Genomic DNA, 14230 nt, shown 5'->3' with positions numbered 1-14230 from the left:
TGGTTTTGTACTTGCAATTTAAATAAAATAAAGCAGGATTTTTACTAAAAAAATTATAAACATTGCCATTTTGTTTTCAATAAAGTTTCAAGTTTTTCTATTTCATTTTGATAGATCGTTTTTTTTCTAGTACCAAAATAAAGAGTATTTTCAACAATTGAATTTCCTTCCCAAATCAGTTTTATTTTTTTATCTTTTATTGCTTCTCCACATAGGAAATCTGGAGCAATAGAATATCCATTGTTATTACTTAAACATCTAATGATGGAGCTGATATTTGGAACAATATAATTTGGACTAAAATCTGGATGTTCTCCAAACTGTTTTTGCCAAAAATTTTTCATGTGTTCCATTTCATTTGTAACACTGTACCATAATTGATTTTTTAGAAATGATGCAATCTCTTTGGTTTTATTTTCTTTAATTAATTGTTTTATTTCTGTAGTATCAGTTTCACTTCCTGCTATAAGTACAATTCTTTCTTTAGAAAATGCTTCATATTTTAAATTCTTTTGATTTCCTGCTCTTGGTGTAACAATAAGATCTAATAAACCATTATCTAAATCTTGTTGCATTTGATTGTAATCTCCAAATTTGATTATAAAATTAAAAGGAAATTTAGATATATATTCTTCTAATGTATATTGAAAAGCTTCGAAACACATACCTACACTTATGGTTGCTCTTTCTTCTTTTGCTCTTTTATGAAAATACTGTTCACCTTTTTCTAATTTTGTTAAAGGATCAATGATATAATTATAGAAAATTTTCCCTTTTTCTGTTGGAACCATTTTTCTAGCTGATCGATCAAATAATTTATATCCTGTAAACGCTTCTAAGGAATTCAAATGTAAGCTAACTCCTGGTTGAGAAATAAATAACTCTTGAGCAGCTGCAGATAAAGTCCCTGTTTCATAAATTGCTTTAAATGTTCTTATCCATTCCAGATTCCAATGCATAGCTATTATATTAATGATACAAATGTATAATTTAAATTATTTTTATAATATGTATTTATATGAGAAATTTGTAGAATAAATTATTAAAAATTAAATAATGAAAGTTTTTATTATAAATGGAGGACAAGTTTTTGCACATTCAGGAGGGGAGTTCAATAATACATTAACAAATTGGACAGTTCAATTTTTAGAAAAAAATAACATAGAATATAAAGTATCAAATATTAATGATGATTATGATGCATTTGAAGAAGTTGAAAATTTTAAATGGGCAGATATTATTATTTATCATACTCCAATTTGGTGGTTTCAGGTACCAAATCGATTAAAAAAATATATTGATGATGTTTTTACAGCTGGTCATAACAATGGTATTTTTAAAAGTGATGGTAGAAGTAGAGTAAATCCAGCAATAAATTATGGAACTGGAGGTTTAATGCATGATAAAAAATATATGGTTACAACTTCTTGGAATGCTCCAGATACAGCTTTCACTTTAGAAGGAGAATTTTTTGATCAAACAAGTGTAGATGATGGTATTTTATTTGGTTTTCATAAAATGAATCAGTTTGTGGCTTTAGAAAGAATTGATGGTTTTCATTTTCACGATTTAGAGAAGAATGTAACACAAGAAAGAATTGATAATTATCAAATAGAATATAGTAAACATTTAGAAAATACTTTTCTTTAATGACAAAAAACCAATGATAAAATTTTATCATTGGTTTTTTATGTATTTATTCTTCTAAATCTTGGTATACACTTCTTATAATACCATCCGAAAGACCAATTTTAGGAACATGTATTATTTTAGCACCTGTCCATTTTAGTACATTTGTATAAATCTCTAATGCATAAACTACAACATCAGCTCTATCTGGTTTCATATTGTATCGTTGCATTCTTTCATCTGTGTCTAAACTTTTTAGAATTTGATAATGTTTTCTCACATAGAAACTTCCCATAGGTCTACCTAGTTTAATTCCAGAATATTTATAAATATGGTTAATATTTCCTCCAGAGCCAATTAATTCTAATTCTGTATCACCAATATTATCTTTTATCCATTTTTGCATTATTTTGAAAGTATCAGGATTTACTTTACCTTCTAGCAAACGAACGGTACCAACCTCGAAAGATTTAGAAACAGAAATTTTATTATCTTTTAATAATGTTAATTCTGTACTTCCTCCACCAACATCAACATACAAATAAGTTTTATCATCTTTTACAAAATTACCTAGCTCTGAATTAAAAAGAAGTTCAGCTTCTGTTTTGCCATCTATGATCTCTATATTAATTCCAGCTTTTTTAAGAATTTTTTTAACGACATCTTTGCCGTTTTTTGATTCTCTCATTGCTGAGGTTGCATACGCTTTGTAAGATTCTATTCCATAAACCTTCATCATAAGAGCATAAGACTGCATGGCGTCACAAATACGATCTATGTTTACATCAGATATTTTTCCATCAGTAAAAACATCTTGTCCAAGTCGTATAGGCATCCTAACGATACTTGCTTTATTAAAAATAGGAGCTTTTCCTTCTTCTTCATAAACATAATTAATCAATAATCGCATTGCGTTAGAACCTATATCTATTGCTCCTAGTTTTCTAATCTTCATTCTCTTTGTTGTTTAATTGCTTAAAATATTCATAAGTAGTGTACTGAGATCTATTAGGTGGTAGGTTATTTTTTTGATAAGTTAAACTTGATTCGGCTGTAATTTTACGACCTTTTACGTTGTCATTGAAACTAAGGTTAAATGTGTCGATGATAATTTGTTTTAAATCTGTATCATAAATTGGGCAAGAAACTTCAACTCTGTGATCAAGATTTCTTCCCATAATATCAGCAGAAGAAATGTATACTTTGTCGTTTCCTCCGTCTTTGAACCAATAAACTCTTGGATGTTCTAAAAATTTATCAATAACACTTACACAATGTATATTTTCAGATAATTTTTCAACGCCAGGAATTAAAGAATTTATCCCTCTTACTACAAGTCGTACTGTAACACCTTTTTGAGATGCTTTATATAATAGATCTATAATTTCTTTATCACTAAGACTATTCAGTTTCATATTAATTTCTGCTGGTAAACCAGCTTGATGATTTTTGATTTCTCGTTTTATCATCTTCACAATTTTTTTTCTTGTACCAAAAGGAGAAACTAATAGATGTTTATAATTTTGGTTGAGGTAATTAACATCAAAGAATTTAAAAACTTGTTCTACATCATTAACAATATTCACATTTGTTGTAAAATAAGTATAATCTGTATAAACTCTTGCTGTTCCTGCATGAAAATTACCCGTGCTTATAAAAACATATTTTTGAGCAAGTTTTCCTTCTGGTTTACGTTCTATATAACCAATTTTTGAATGAACTTTTAGTCCAGGTACGCCAAAAATAACATTAACTCCAGCTTCTTGTAATTTTTTTGACCACATTGCATTGTTTGATTCGTCAAAGCGAGCACGTAATTCTAATACAGCTGTTACTTCTTTCCCATTTAATGCTGCGTTAACAAGCGAGTGCATAATTTGAGAATCTTTTGCGACTCTATAAATTGTTATTTTAATTTTTGTAACCTTTGGATCTATCGCTGCTTCTCGTAAAAATTTTAGTAACAAAGAATAATCATGGTAAGGAGCCATCATTATTTCTTCTTTTTCTGAGAAAGCTTGAAAATAACTACTGTATTTTGTAGGGCTTTTTAAGGTGATAGGTTTTATCTTTTTGTAGACTAAATTAGGAAGATCGAAAGTCGGAAAATTCATCAAATCTTTTTTGTTGTGATATTTTCCACCAGGATTTATACTGTCATATTCATCTAATCTTAATTTCTTTAAAAAGAATTTTAAAGTATCTTCAGCGATATCAGAATCATATACCAATCGGACAGGAATTCCTTTTTTTCTATTTTCTAAACTATGTATTACTTTTTCAAGTAAGCTATGTTCAAGATCATTATCAAAATCTAATTCACTGTCTCTTGTTATTTTAATAGAATGAGCTTCGATTGTTTCAAAATCAAACATTTTGAAGATATCTTTCAAATGATAACGTATGATATCTTCTATGTACATAACATAGGTATTCTCATCTTCTCTTGGTAAAACAATAAATCTAGGAAAAAGATGTGTTGGTACAACTAAAAGTGCGTATTGAACTTTTTCAGCCAACTGCATTTTAATTGCTAAATAAAAAGATCCATCTCTTAATGTGGGAACTAATTTAATATCATCTAGAATAAAAACACCAACGGTATGAATAAATTCTTTGTAAAAATATTCTGATATAAATTCTAAATATTGTTCAGGAATTGTTTTATCATCAATTACATAAATATTATGTTTTTCTAATTCTTTGAACAATTTATTATGTAAATTGTCATAAACAATACGTTGCTCGTTTACAATTTTATTAATTTCTTCTATTAATTCTTCGTTAGATTGACCTGCTATTATATTATCATATACTTGATGTAGATGCTTAAATTGAATTGACCTTAGAATTGTTGAGTATCTTACAGAATAAAACTCATCCAGATTATTAGAAAATATTCCTAAAAAACGAATTCTTTCCAAAAGAGGTACAGTTTCATCTGATGCTTCTTGTAGAACTCTGGCATTAAAAGACAGCCAACTAACATCTCTATTTATATATTTTTTCATTTAATGTCTTTAGGTAAAATTATTTTAATAGTTTTTCCTTTGATGATAGACTTCCAATTTTCAGTGTCAAACTGTAACCAAGCAAATCCAGATGTAGAAAGATTATAAATACTTTCGTCTCCTAATTGATTTACAATTTCAGTGAAAGCAGGATTGTGTCCAAAAATAAGAATATTTTCTAGTTTGTTATCCAATTTTCTTATCCACGAATCAAGTAAAAAACTGGAAAAAGTATACAATTCATCAATCACTTCAATTTTTTGCTCTGGAAATAAAATACTTTGTACAATTTGAGAAGTTTCTTGTGCTCTCACAGCTTTACTTGTATATATTTTATCAAAAGATAAATTAAAGTTGAACTGTATATAGTTTGCAATTAATTCTGTTTTTAGTATTCCTTTATTCGAAATTTTTCTTAATTCATCAGAGATATTTTGATGCCAATCACTTTTTGCATGACGCATTAGAAAAAGATTTTTCATAGGTAGATTTAAAAAGATTAATTATACATTAAAGCTAACCATTATCTATAGATAATGGTTAGTCTATTTCTATTTATTTTCTTAAAATGATTATAAATTGGTATTCGAATTTTCGAAATCCTTTCTTAACCATTCAGGGATTTCAATAGATTTTTTTTCTTTTAAATCAATCATTACTTGTGTGCTTTTTCCCGTACAATGAATAATATCTTCATTTGTGGATGATTTACTTGTAATGATATATTCTAAATCAAAACTTTTATTACCTATTTGTGAGATACGAAGTCCAATTTTAGGTGACTTAGCGCTTGGTTTTAATTCTTTTTTGTAATCAGCCTCTATATGTGCTATGACAAACATATTTTTCGACCAATCCCAATTTTTACTAATATTAGGGAAATAGAATCCTCGTCCTATTTGAAAATATTCAAAGTACATAACATTATTTACATGACCTATTGCATCAAAGTCACTCCATCGTATGTCTAATTCTTTAAAAAATTTAAAATCGTTATTATTCATTTTTTTTGTGGTTTTTAATGATTATATTATTTATCGGATTCAGAATTTATAAATTCATATTTATATAATTTGATTAACCAATAGAATACAGAAAAGAAAATAGGTCCAAATACTATTCCTATAAATCCAAATAAGTTAATTCCAACTATTACACCAAATATTGTAATTAATGGATGAACATCAGCCATTTTCTTTTGTAAAACTAATCTTATTAAGTTATCAGATAATCCTACAATTACAAAACAATATATAAGTAATCCTATTGCATTAGTTGTATCTCCTTTTGCGAGTAAGAAAAGACCTATAGGAACATATATAATTGCTGCTCCAACAATTGGTAACATAGCTGCAAAGACTGTAAGTATAAACCATGTAAAAGAATCTGTAACTCCAAAGATTAAATATCCTATATATGCTATTACAGCTTGAAAAAATGCTGTTAAAGGCATTCCGACAGCATTCGATATAATTAAATCTTTTAAATCAGCATTCATTTTTTTTAGTTGATCTGTTTTTATAGGAATAATTCTATAAAACCATGATTCTAATTTATCATGATTCATTAGCATAAAATATAAAATTAAAAAAGCTACACCTAATTGTACGCTCATATTTACAGAAGCGTTTAATATTTTTTCTAATAATTTACCTGCAACTTGTGTTATTTTCTCAATATTTGTAGCGCTTAAAACATCTATATCAAATTTAGTTTGTATCATTTTTATAATTTGATTTATATCAGATTTTATTTGAGCAGTATCATTAAATGCAACTAATACTTTATTTGTAAGCATTTGTATAAGTAAATACAATGGACCTATAATTAAAATAGCACTTAATAGCATCAGACAAATAACACTCATTAATTTATTCCACTTTTTATTTGTTGTTAACCATTTTAAAGGGTTTAGTAAAAGTGTATAAAGACATAAAGCACCTAGGAATCCAGGAAAAAAGGCTAATAAATTCATTGTTATTAATCCAAAAACGATAAGAATAATGGCAATAAATGTAATTTGTAATATTATGTGGTTTGATATGTAGTTTTTATTTGGCTTCATAAATAATTTATTAGTTATAGATATGATGAATAATTTTATTAAAAATCGTATTTATTTATGAAATTATCATTTTAATTCTAAATTTTTTTTTCTCTTAATAAATTTTTGCAAAATAGTAGGTATTTTTCTTTTATCAAATTCAAATGAAAATTGGAAAAAACAATTTAAAATAAGACATAGTTAGTTATATTTGCCAAAACATAATTTATACAAAAATCAAACTATGTACTCATTTGATAAATTTCACGAATTAGTTACTGAAACGATAGACCGTAATCCTTTTTCTAAAACGCCTGAAGAATTATATGAACCGATGGATTATATTCTTAATATAGGAGGAAAGAGAATACGTCCAATTCTTACTTTACTTGGTACAGATTTGTTTGATGGAAATGTAGAAGATGCTTTAAAACCTTCTTTGGCTATTGAATTTTTTCATAATTTTTCATTAATACATGATGATATTATGGATAATGCTTCTTTACGTAGAAATAAAACAACTGTTCATGAAAAATTTGGTGTAAATACAGCTATACTTTCAGGTGATGCTATGTTGGTTAAAGCTTATCAGTTTTTAGAAGATTTAGAGCCAGAACTATTCAAACGTGCTACAAAGTTATTTTCACAAACTGCTTTGGAAGTTTGTGAAGGTCAACAACTAGATGTTAATTACGAAACTAAATTAAACGTTAGTTATGAAGATTATATAAAAATGATTTCTCTAAAAACTAGTGTTCTTTTAGGTGCTGGTTTGAAATTAGGAGCTATTATAGCAGATTCATCTGATGAAGATGCGGAAAAATTATATCAATTTGGACTTAATTTAGGTATTGCTTATCAATTAAAAGATGATTATTTAGATGTTTTTGGAAGCTTAGAACATTTAGGAAAAAAACATGCTGGAGATATTTATGAGAATAAAAAAACAATACTTTATATCTCTGCTCTAGAAGCAGCTAATGATGCACAAAAAGAAGAATTGTTATATTGGTATAGTTCTAATACAGATAATGTAGATAAAGTATATGCTGTAGAAAAATTATTTAGAGCTCTAAATGTAAATCGCAAACTATCTACATTAATTAGAGAATATACAAATAAAGCAAATGATTATTTGAATGCTATAGATTTACCTGAAGAAAAAAAGGTTTATTTAAGAGAGTTAAGTGAAGTTTTAATTGATCGTCAAGGTTAATATACAATGCAATTTCGTACAACTTTTCAAATTCCAAAATCTAATTATAAGATTTCTCATCAAACAAAAATTCTAACCATTGGTTCTTGTTTTTCTGATGAGATAGGAGAGAAGTTTTATAATTTAAAATATAATTCCCTTATAAATCCATTTGGTGTTGTATTTAATTCTTATTCTATCGCCAATATAATTTCAAGGAGTTTACAAAAAAAATATTATACTGAAACTGATGTACATCAAAATGGAGAACAATTTTTCTGTTTTGATGTACATTCTTCTTTTAATAGAAATTCAGCTCTAGAGCTTTTAACTCATTTAAATCAAAAAATTGATGAAGTTCATGAACGATTATTTACATGTGATGTCTTAATTATTACTTTAGGAACTTCTTGGGTTTATAAGAGAAAAGAAAATGGTGAAATTGTTTCTAATTGTCATAAAATACCTTCTAAACAATTTGATAAAATTTTATTATCTACAGAAGATAATCTAACTTATCTCACAACTTTGATTAATGAATTAAAAAAAGTTAATCCAAATTTACAAGTGATTACAACAGTTAGTCCTGTACGTCATACTAAAGATGGATTTAGAGAAAATAATGTTAGTAAATCACGATTGATAGATGCGTTATATCAATTAGAAAATAATCAGGATAATGTAACGTATTTTCCATCTTATGAATTGATGATTGATGATTTACGTGATTATAGATTTTATAAGAATGATATGATTCATCCATCGCAACAAGCTGTAGATTATATTTGGAATCATTTTAGTGATATCTATTTTGATGAGGTAACTTTATCTATTAATAATAAGATTTATAAAATACAGTCAGCTATTCATCATCGTCCATTTAATGAAGATACAGATTCTTATCAATCATTTTTGAGAAAAACGATTGATATGATGGAAGAATTACAAATAAAAAATAATATATCCTTTCAAGAGGAAATATATAACTTAAGATTAAAAATAAAACCATGTTAATTGATACTCATACACATTTGTATTCAGAACAATTTGAAGATGATATAGATGAGGTTGTGTTACGAGCAAAACAAAACGGAGTAAATAGATTTTATTTACCAGCGATTGATCAATCTTATACAGAAAAAATGTTAAACCTAGAAGCTAAATATCCTAATGATATGTTTGCAATGATGGGGTTACATCCATGTTCTGTTCATCCAGATACATTAGACTTAGAAATGAGTCATGTAAAGGAATGGATTGACAAAAGAAAATTTAAAGCAATAGGAGAGATTGGTATCGACTTATATTGGGAAAAAGCTTATTTAAAAGAACAACAAGATGCTTTTAAAACTCAAATTGAGTGGGCTAAAGAACAAAACTTACCAATTGTTATTCATTGTAGAGATGCTTTTAATGAAGTTTTTGAAGTGCTTGATGAGGTTAAAGATGAAAAATTATTTGGTATTTTTCATTGCTTTTCTGGTACAAAAGAAGATGCACAACGAGCAATTGACTTTAATTTGAAATTAGGTATTGGAGGAGTTGTAACATTTAAAAATGGAAAAATAGATCAATTTTTGAATGAATTTGATATAAAAAATATCGTTCTTGAAACAGATTCGCCTTATTTAGCTCCCGTTCCTTTTAGAGGAAAAAGAAACGAAAGTAGTTATTTGACCTATGTTTGTGAGAAATTAGTAGATGTTTATCACTTACTACCAGAACAAATAGCAGAAATTACAACAAAAAATGCATTAGACGTTTTCGAACGTTATGAAAATTAGAAATAGAAAATTTATATTTGCAAAAGAAAACCTTTTTTAAAATGAAATACAAAAGAATATTACTAAAATTGAGTGGTGAAGCACTAATGGGAGATTTACAATATGGTATAGATCCTGAAATGTTAAAACAATATGCTCAACAAATTAAAGAAGTTGCAGAGCTTGGTTGCGAAATAGCTATTGTAATTGGTGGTGGTAATATTTTTAGAGGTGTACAAGGTGTTGCTTCTGGTATGGATCGCGTACAAGGAGATTATATGGGAATGTTAGCAACAGTTATAAACAGTATGGCATTACAAGGAGCATTAGAAGATGCTGGAGTTGATACACGTTTACAAACTGCAATACGTATGGAACAAATTGCAGAACCGTTTATAAAAAGAAGAGCTACTCGTCATTTAGAAAAAGGAAGAGTTGTTATCTTCGGTGCAGGAACAGGAAATCCTTATTTTACAACAGATACAGCAGCTGTTTTAAGAGCTATTGAAACACAAGCAGATGTTATATTAAAAGGTACTCGTGTAGATGGAATTTATACAGCAGATCCAGAAAAAGATCCTAATGCTGAAAAATTTGATACAATTTCTTATCAAGAAGTATATAACAAAAACTTAAAAGTAATGGATATGACTGCTTTTACTTTGAGTGAAGAAAATAATTTACCTATAATTGTATTTGATATGAATACAGATGGTAATCTTAAAGAATTAATTTTAGGAGGTAACGTAGGTACTCTAGTAACAAATAATTAAATCCAAAATGGAAGAATTAGATTTAATCTTAGAAACAACTAAAGAACAAATGCAAGGATCTGTAGATCATTTAAATGTTGCATTTGACAAATTAAGAGCAGGTAAAGCTACTCCAGCTATGTTAAGCTCTGTTCGTGTTGACTATTATGGAAGTTTAACTCCATTAAGTCAAGTTGCCAATGTAAATACTCCTGATGCAATGACATTGAGTATTCAACCTTGGGAAAAAAACTTAATTTACGAGATAGAAAAAGCTATCGTAAATGCTAATTTAGGTTTTGCTCCTTCAAACAACGGAGATACAATTATTATTAGTATTCCGCCTGTAACGGAAGAACGTAGAAAAGAGTTAGTGAAATTAGCTAAAGCTGATATGGAAACTGCAAAAATTTCTATTCGTAATGCTCGTAAAGATGCCAATACAGCATTAAAAAATGTAAAAGAAGCATCAGAAGATTTAGTTAAAGACTACGAAACTCGTGTTCAAGGTTTAACTGATAAATTTTCTAAAACGTTAGAAGAAGCTTTAACAAAAAAAGAAGCTGAAATAATGAAAGTATAATCATTTATTAAATGATATAAAAGAGTTTGTTTTACATATAAAACAAACTCTTTTTTTATGTTCTTATAGAGTGCATAAAAATTTAAAATAATTAAAATACCTCAATTCACTTGACAAAGGGGTATCTCGTGTCGTATATTTGCAAAAAATTTTACGACTATGAAAATGAAAACGTCTGATTTCGACTTTAATCTACCTGATGAACTTTTAGCTGAACATCCTTCAGAAAATAGAGATGAAGCTAGATTAATGGTTGTTCATCGTGATACTGGAGAAATTGAACATAGACAATTCAAAGATATTATTGATTATTTTGATGAAGGAGATGTAATGATTCGTAACAATACGAAAGTATTTCCTGCAAGATTAATGGGTAATAAAGAAAAAACAGGTGCTCAAATCGAAGTTTTCTTATTAAGAGAATTAGATGCTGAAACTCGTTTATGGGATGTTTTAGTAGATCCAGCTCGTAAAATACGTATTGGGAATAAATTATTCTTTGATAATGATGATACTTTAGTAGCAGAAGTTGTAGATAATACAACATCTAGAGGTCGTACTTTACGTTTCCTTTTTGATGGTTCTTACGAAGAATTCCGTGCTAAATTAAAAGAGTTAGGTGAAACTCCACTTCCAAAATATATCACTCGTGAAGTTGAGCCAGAAGATGCTGAACGTTATCAAACTATTTATGCTAAACATGAAGGTGCTGTTGCAGCTCCTACTGCTGGTTTACATTTCTCTAAACATTTATTAAAACGTTTAGAAATTAAAGGTGTAGATTTTGCAGAGCTTACTTTACATATTGGTTTAGGAACATTCCAAGGAGTAGAAGTAGAAGATTTATCTAAACATAAAATGGAATCTGAGCAAGTTATTATTCCTCAGGAAGCAGCAGATTTAGTAAATAGAGCAATCGACGAAAAGAAAAAAGTTTGTGCGGTTGGTACAACTTCTATGCGTGCTATAGAATCTTCTGTATCAGCAGATGGTCACTTAAATGCTTTTGATAGTTGGACAAATAAATTCATTCATCCACCATATGATTTCTCTATAGCAAATTGTATGATTACGAATTTCCATACGCCAAAATCAACTTTAATAATGATGATTTCTGCTTTTGCTGGTCATGATTTAACAATGAAAGCGTATAACGAAGCTGTAAAAGAAGGATATAAATTCTATTCTTACGGTGATGCAATGTTAATCCTATAATTCAGGTTTGAGTACAACAAAAAAAGATATAAGAAGGCTTACCCAAGCTGAAATTGAAGAATATTTCAAAGAGATTGGAGAAAAATCATTCAGAGCAAAACAAGTTTATGAATGGTTATGGAAAAAGAACGCTCATCAGTTTGATGACATGACAAACATCTCAAAATTATTGAGAGAACGTCTAGGTGAAAATTTTCAAATTCAACCTGTTGAAGTTGATCTTCTACAAAAATCAAACGACGGAACCATCAAGAATGCTGTTAAGCTTCATGATGGTAACGTTGTAGAATCTGTATTAATTCCTACAGATACTCGTACAACTGCTTGTGTTTCTTCTCAAGTAGGTTGTAGTTTAGATTGTACGTTTTGTGCAACTGCACAATTAAAACGTATGCGTAATCTTACTGCAGCAGAAATTGTTGATCAAGTTGTGATTATAGACGAAGAAAGTAAACGTTATTTTAATCGCCCATTAAGTAACATAGTTTTTATGGGGATGGGAGAACCTTTGTTAAATTATAATGAAGTTATTTCTGCCATCAAAAAAATTACTTTACCAGAAGGATTAGGAATGTCTCCAAAAAGAATTACAGTTTCTACGTCAGGTATTCCAAAGATGATAGAGAAATTAGCTGATGACGATTTACGTGTAAATCTTGCAGTTTCTTTACATTCCGCTCGAGAAGTTGTTCGTAATGTAATTATGCCATTCACCGTAAAATTTCCATTAACAGACCTTATGGATAGTTTACAGTATTGGTACCAACAAACAGGTTTAAGAATTACTTTTGAATACATCGTTTGGGGAGGAATTAATGACAAGAAAGAAGATATTGATGCTTTGGTAAAGTTTTGTAAAAAAGTACCTTCAAAAGTTAATATTATTGAATACAATTCTATTGACGACGGTATCTATAAACAAGCTTCAGAACAAGCAATAGACAATTATATAAAAGCATTAGAAAGTAATAATATTGTTGTTAATGTTCGTCGCAGTAGAGGAAAAGATATCGATGCTGCATGCGGACAATTAGCCAATAAGACGGGAGATGCATAAAAGTATACAATGAAAAATATAGCCTTATTTTTATTACTTGGTTTATCTAGTATTTCTCATGCACAAGCAGTAGAAAATATAGATACCATATCTATAGATGATTATAAGATGAGAACGTATTATTTACCTTCAAAACTTAATGAAATATCAGCTTTGGAATATGAAATCAAAGATAAAAATAAGGCTACTTTTTGGGGATTGAATGATTCTGGGAATAAACCAGAATTGTATCGTTTTGATGCCAATGATGGTACAATCATCAATACAATTTTTATATCCAATTCGCCAAATGTAGATTGGGAAGAAATTTCTACGGATAAAAATCGTATCTATTTTGCCGATTTTGGGAATAATAATGGAAATCGTAAAGATTTATCCATCTATTTTATCGAAAAAAAAGAAATCGATTATTCAAAACCTTATCAAGAATTAAAAGCCCAAAAAATAGAATTTTATTATCCAGAACAAACACAATTTAATGTTAAAGGATTAAAAACAAATTTTGATGCAGAAGCATTTTTTGTGTACGATAATCAAATTCATATTTTCACAAAAGAATGGTCAAATTTAGCAACAACTCATTATACAATTCCTATTGATACTTCAAAAAAATGGGCTGCTAAAAAAATTGAAACATTCAAAACCAATTACGCTGTAACAGCTGCTTATATTGATTCTGATGTACATAGTTCAACCCAAGGAATTTATTTATTAGGTTACACAAAAGAAGCGTTATCTTTTATCAATTGGTTTGCTTTACCAAAAGATAATAATCATCTATTCTTCTCTTCCGAAGTTAAAAAAATAAGTTTACCTTTGGGATTCACAACGCAATTAGGGCAACTAGAAGGTATTTCTGTATTGCCTACAACAAATGAAATATGTGTAAGCGGAGAGGAGTTTAACTTCAAAGGCTTCTATGTGAAACAAGTTGTGCATTGTATCAATAATTTTACAAAATAAAAAAACAAGATTTTGAGT

At 28.3% G+C, this 14230-nt stretch carries 15 protein-coding genes; 9 read left to right on the top strand and 6 right to left on the bottom strand.

Annotation, left to right across the window (positions count from 1 at the left end; genetic code table 11):
* Nucleotides 1–53: 53 nt before the first annotated feature.
* Entirely contained in the window at nt 54–959 is a 906-nt protein-coding gene (locus RT575_RS02665) for a LysR family transcriptional regulator (RefSeq protein WP_313578583.1), read from the bottom strand.
* A 94-nt stretch (nt 960–1053) separates the two neighbouring features.
* Between RT575_RS02665 and RT575_RS02660 the strand changes: the two genes are divergently transcribed.
* Entirely contained in the window at nt 1054–1650 is a 597-nt protein-coding gene (locus RT575_RS02660) for an NAD(P)H-dependent oxidoreductase (RefSeq protein ID WP_313578670.1), read from the top strand.
* Nucleotides 1651–1696: 46 nt separating this feature from the next.
* Here RT575_RS02660 and RT575_RS02655 read toward each other — a convergent pair whose 3' ends face one another.
* The 5 genes from RT575_RS02655 to RT575_RS02635 form a co-directional block, all read right to left on the bottom strand.
* The gene (locus tag RT575_RS02655; protein ID WP_313578581.1) at nt 1697–2584 is read right to left on the bottom strand and encodes an exopolyphosphatase; all 888 of its coding nucleotides are present in this window, start codon (nt 2582–2584) and stop codon (nt 1697–1699) included.
* Nucleotides 2574–4640 (bottom strand): polyphosphate kinase 1, encoded by a 2067-nt coding sequence (ppk1, locus tag RT575_RS02650; protein ID WP_313578579.1) that lies wholly within the window; start codon nt 4638–4640, stop codon nt 2574–2576. Before ppk1 ends, RT575_RS02655 begins: the two co-directional genes overlap by 11 nt.
* On the bottom strand, nt 4637–5122 hold the full coding sequence (locus RT575_RS02645) for a SixA phosphatase family protein (RefSeq protein ID WP_313578577.1): 486 nt from the start codon (nt 5120–5122) through the stop codon (nt 4637–4639). Before RT575_RS02645 ends, ppk1 begins: the two co-directional genes overlap by 4 nt.
* 90 nt (nt 5123–5212) lie before the next feature.
* Nucleotides 5213–5644, bottom strand: a complete 432-nt coding sequence (locus tag RT575_RS02640; protein WP_409515935.1) for an acyl-CoA thioesterase — start codon at nt 5642–5644, stop codon at nt 5213–5215.
* Between the two features lie 26 nt (nt 5645–5670).
* Nucleotides 5671–6705 (bottom strand): AI-2E family transporter, encoded by a 1035-nt coding sequence (locus RT575_RS02635; RefSeq protein ID WP_313578575.1) that lies wholly within the window; start codon nt 6703–6705, stop codon nt 5671–5673.
* A gap of 223 nt (nt 6706–6928) precedes the next feature.
* Here RT575_RS02635 and RT575_RS02630 point away from each other — a divergent pair, with 223 nt between their 5' ends.
* The 8 genes from RT575_RS02630 (at nt 6929) to RT575_RS02595 (ending at nt 14212) form a co-directional block, all read left to right on the top strand.
* A complete protein-coding gene (locus RT575_RS02630; protein ID WP_313578573.1) occupies nt 6929–7900 on the top strand; it encodes a polyprenyl synthetase family protein in 972 nt (323 codons plus the stop codon).
* A gap of 6 nt (nt 7901–7906) precedes the next feature.
* Nucleotides 7907–8893 carry a GSCFA domain-containing protein gene (locus RT575_RS02625; RefSeq protein WP_313578571.1) on the top strand — a complete coding sequence of 329 codons (987 nt, stop codon included), beginning with the start codon at nt 7907–7909 and terminating at the stop codon, nt 8891–8893.
* Nucleotides 8887–9663, top strand: a complete 777-nt coding sequence (locus RT575_RS02620; protein WP_313578569.1) for a TatD family hydrolase — start codon at nt 8887–8889, stop codon at nt 9661–9663. The genes RT575_RS02625 and RT575_RS02620 overlap by 7 nt, the downstream gene beginning before the upstream one ends.
* 41 nt (nt 9664–9704) lie before the next feature.
* Nucleotides 9705–10415, top strand: coding sequence for a UMP kinase (pyrH, locus tag RT575_RS02615; RefSeq protein WP_313384089.1), 711 nt, complete (start codon nt 9705–9707; stop codon nt 10413–10415).
* Nucleotides 10416–10422: 7 nt separating this feature from the next.
* Nucleotides 10423–10977: a ribosome recycling factor gene (frr, locus tag RT575_RS02610; RefSeq protein ID WP_313384090.1), complete on the top strand. Its 555-nt coding sequence runs from the start codon at nt 10423–10425 to the stop codon at nt 10975–10977.
* Nucleotides 10978–11142: 165 nt separating this feature from the next.
* Nucleotides 11143–12192, top strand: a complete 1050-nt coding sequence (gene queA / locus RT575_RS02605) for a tRNA preQ1(34) S-adenosylmethionine ribosyltransferase-isomerase QueA (RefSeq protein ID WP_313384590.1) — start codon at nt 11143–11145, stop codon at nt 12190–12192.
* Between the two features lie 7 nt (nt 12193–12199).
* On the top strand, nt 12200–13249 hold the full coding sequence (rlmN, locus tag RT575_RS02600; protein WP_313578567.1) for a 23S rRNA (adenine(2503)-C(2))-methyltransferase RlmN: 1050 nt from the start codon (nt 12200–12202) through the stop codon (nt 13247–13249).
* Between the two features lie 9 nt (nt 13250–13258).
* Nucleotides 13259–14212 (top strand): hypothetical protein, encoded by a 954-nt coding sequence (locus tag RT575_RS02595; RefSeq protein ID WP_313578565.1) that lies wholly within the window; start codon nt 13259–13261, stop codon nt 14210–14212.
* The last annotated feature ends 18 nt before the right edge of the window (nt 14213–14230 follow it).

The organism is Chishuiella sp. (assembly GCF_032109125.1).
In the GTDB taxonomy this organism is placed as follows: domain Bacteria; phylum Bacteroidota; class Bacteroidia; order Flavobacteriales; family Weeksellaceae; genus Empedobacter.
The sequence above is the reverse complement of the archived record's forward strand: the minus strand, read 5'-3'. Positions and strand labels throughout refer to the sequence as shown.

Excerpts from the sequence above, each read along its gene's own strand:
- RT575_RS02665 (WP_313578583.1), bottom strand. The coding sequence starts at position 959 with ATGCATTGGAATCTGGAATGGATAAGAACATTTAAAGCAATTTATGAA.
- RT575_RS02655 (WP_313578581.1), bottom strand. The coding sequence starts at position 2,584 with ATGAAGATTAGAAAACTAGGAGCAATAGATATAGGTTCTAACGCAATG.
- ppk1 (WP_313578579.1), bottom strand. The coding sequence starts at position 4,640 with ATGAAAAAATATATAAATAGAGATGTTAGTTGGCTGTCTTTTAATGCC.
- RT575_RS02645 (WP_313578577.1), bottom strand. The coding sequence starts at position 5,122 with ATGAAAAATCTTTTTCTAATGCGTCATGCAAAAAGTGATTGGCATCAA.
- RT575_RS02640 (WP_409515935.1), bottom strand. The coding sequence starts at position 5,644 with ATGAATAATAACGATTTTAAATTTTTTAAAGAATTAGACATACGATGG.
- RT575_RS02635 (WP_313578575.1), bottom strand. The coding sequence starts at position 6,705 with ATGAAGCCAAATAAAAACTACATATCAAACCACATAATATTACAAATT.
- RT575_RS02630 (WP_313578573.1), top strand. The coding sequence starts at position 6,929 with ATGTACTCATTTGATAAATTTCACGAATTAGTTACTGAAACGATAGAC.
- RT575_RS02625 (WP_313578571.1), top strand. The coding sequence starts at position 7,907 with ATGCAATTTCGTACAACTTTTCAAATTCCAAAATCTAATTATAAGATT.
- RT575_RS02620 (WP_313578569.1), top strand. The coding sequence starts at position 8,887 with ATGTTAATTGATACTCATACACATTTGTATTCAGAACAATTTGAAGAT.
- pyrH (WP_313384089.1), top strand. The coding sequence starts at position 9,705 with ATGAAATACAAAAGAATATTACTAAAATTGAGTGGTGAAGCACTAATG.
- frr (WP_313384090.1), top strand. The coding sequence starts at position 10,423 with ATGGAAGAATTAGATTTAATCTTAGAAACAACTAAAGAACAAATGCAA.
- queA (WP_313384590.1), top strand. The coding sequence starts at position 11,143 with ATGAAAACGTCTGATTTCGACTTTAATCTACCTGATGAACTTTTAGCT.
- RT575_RS02595 (WP_313578565.1), top strand. The coding sequence starts at position 13,259 with ATGAAAAATATAGCCTTATTTTTATTACTTGGTTTATCTAGTATTTCT.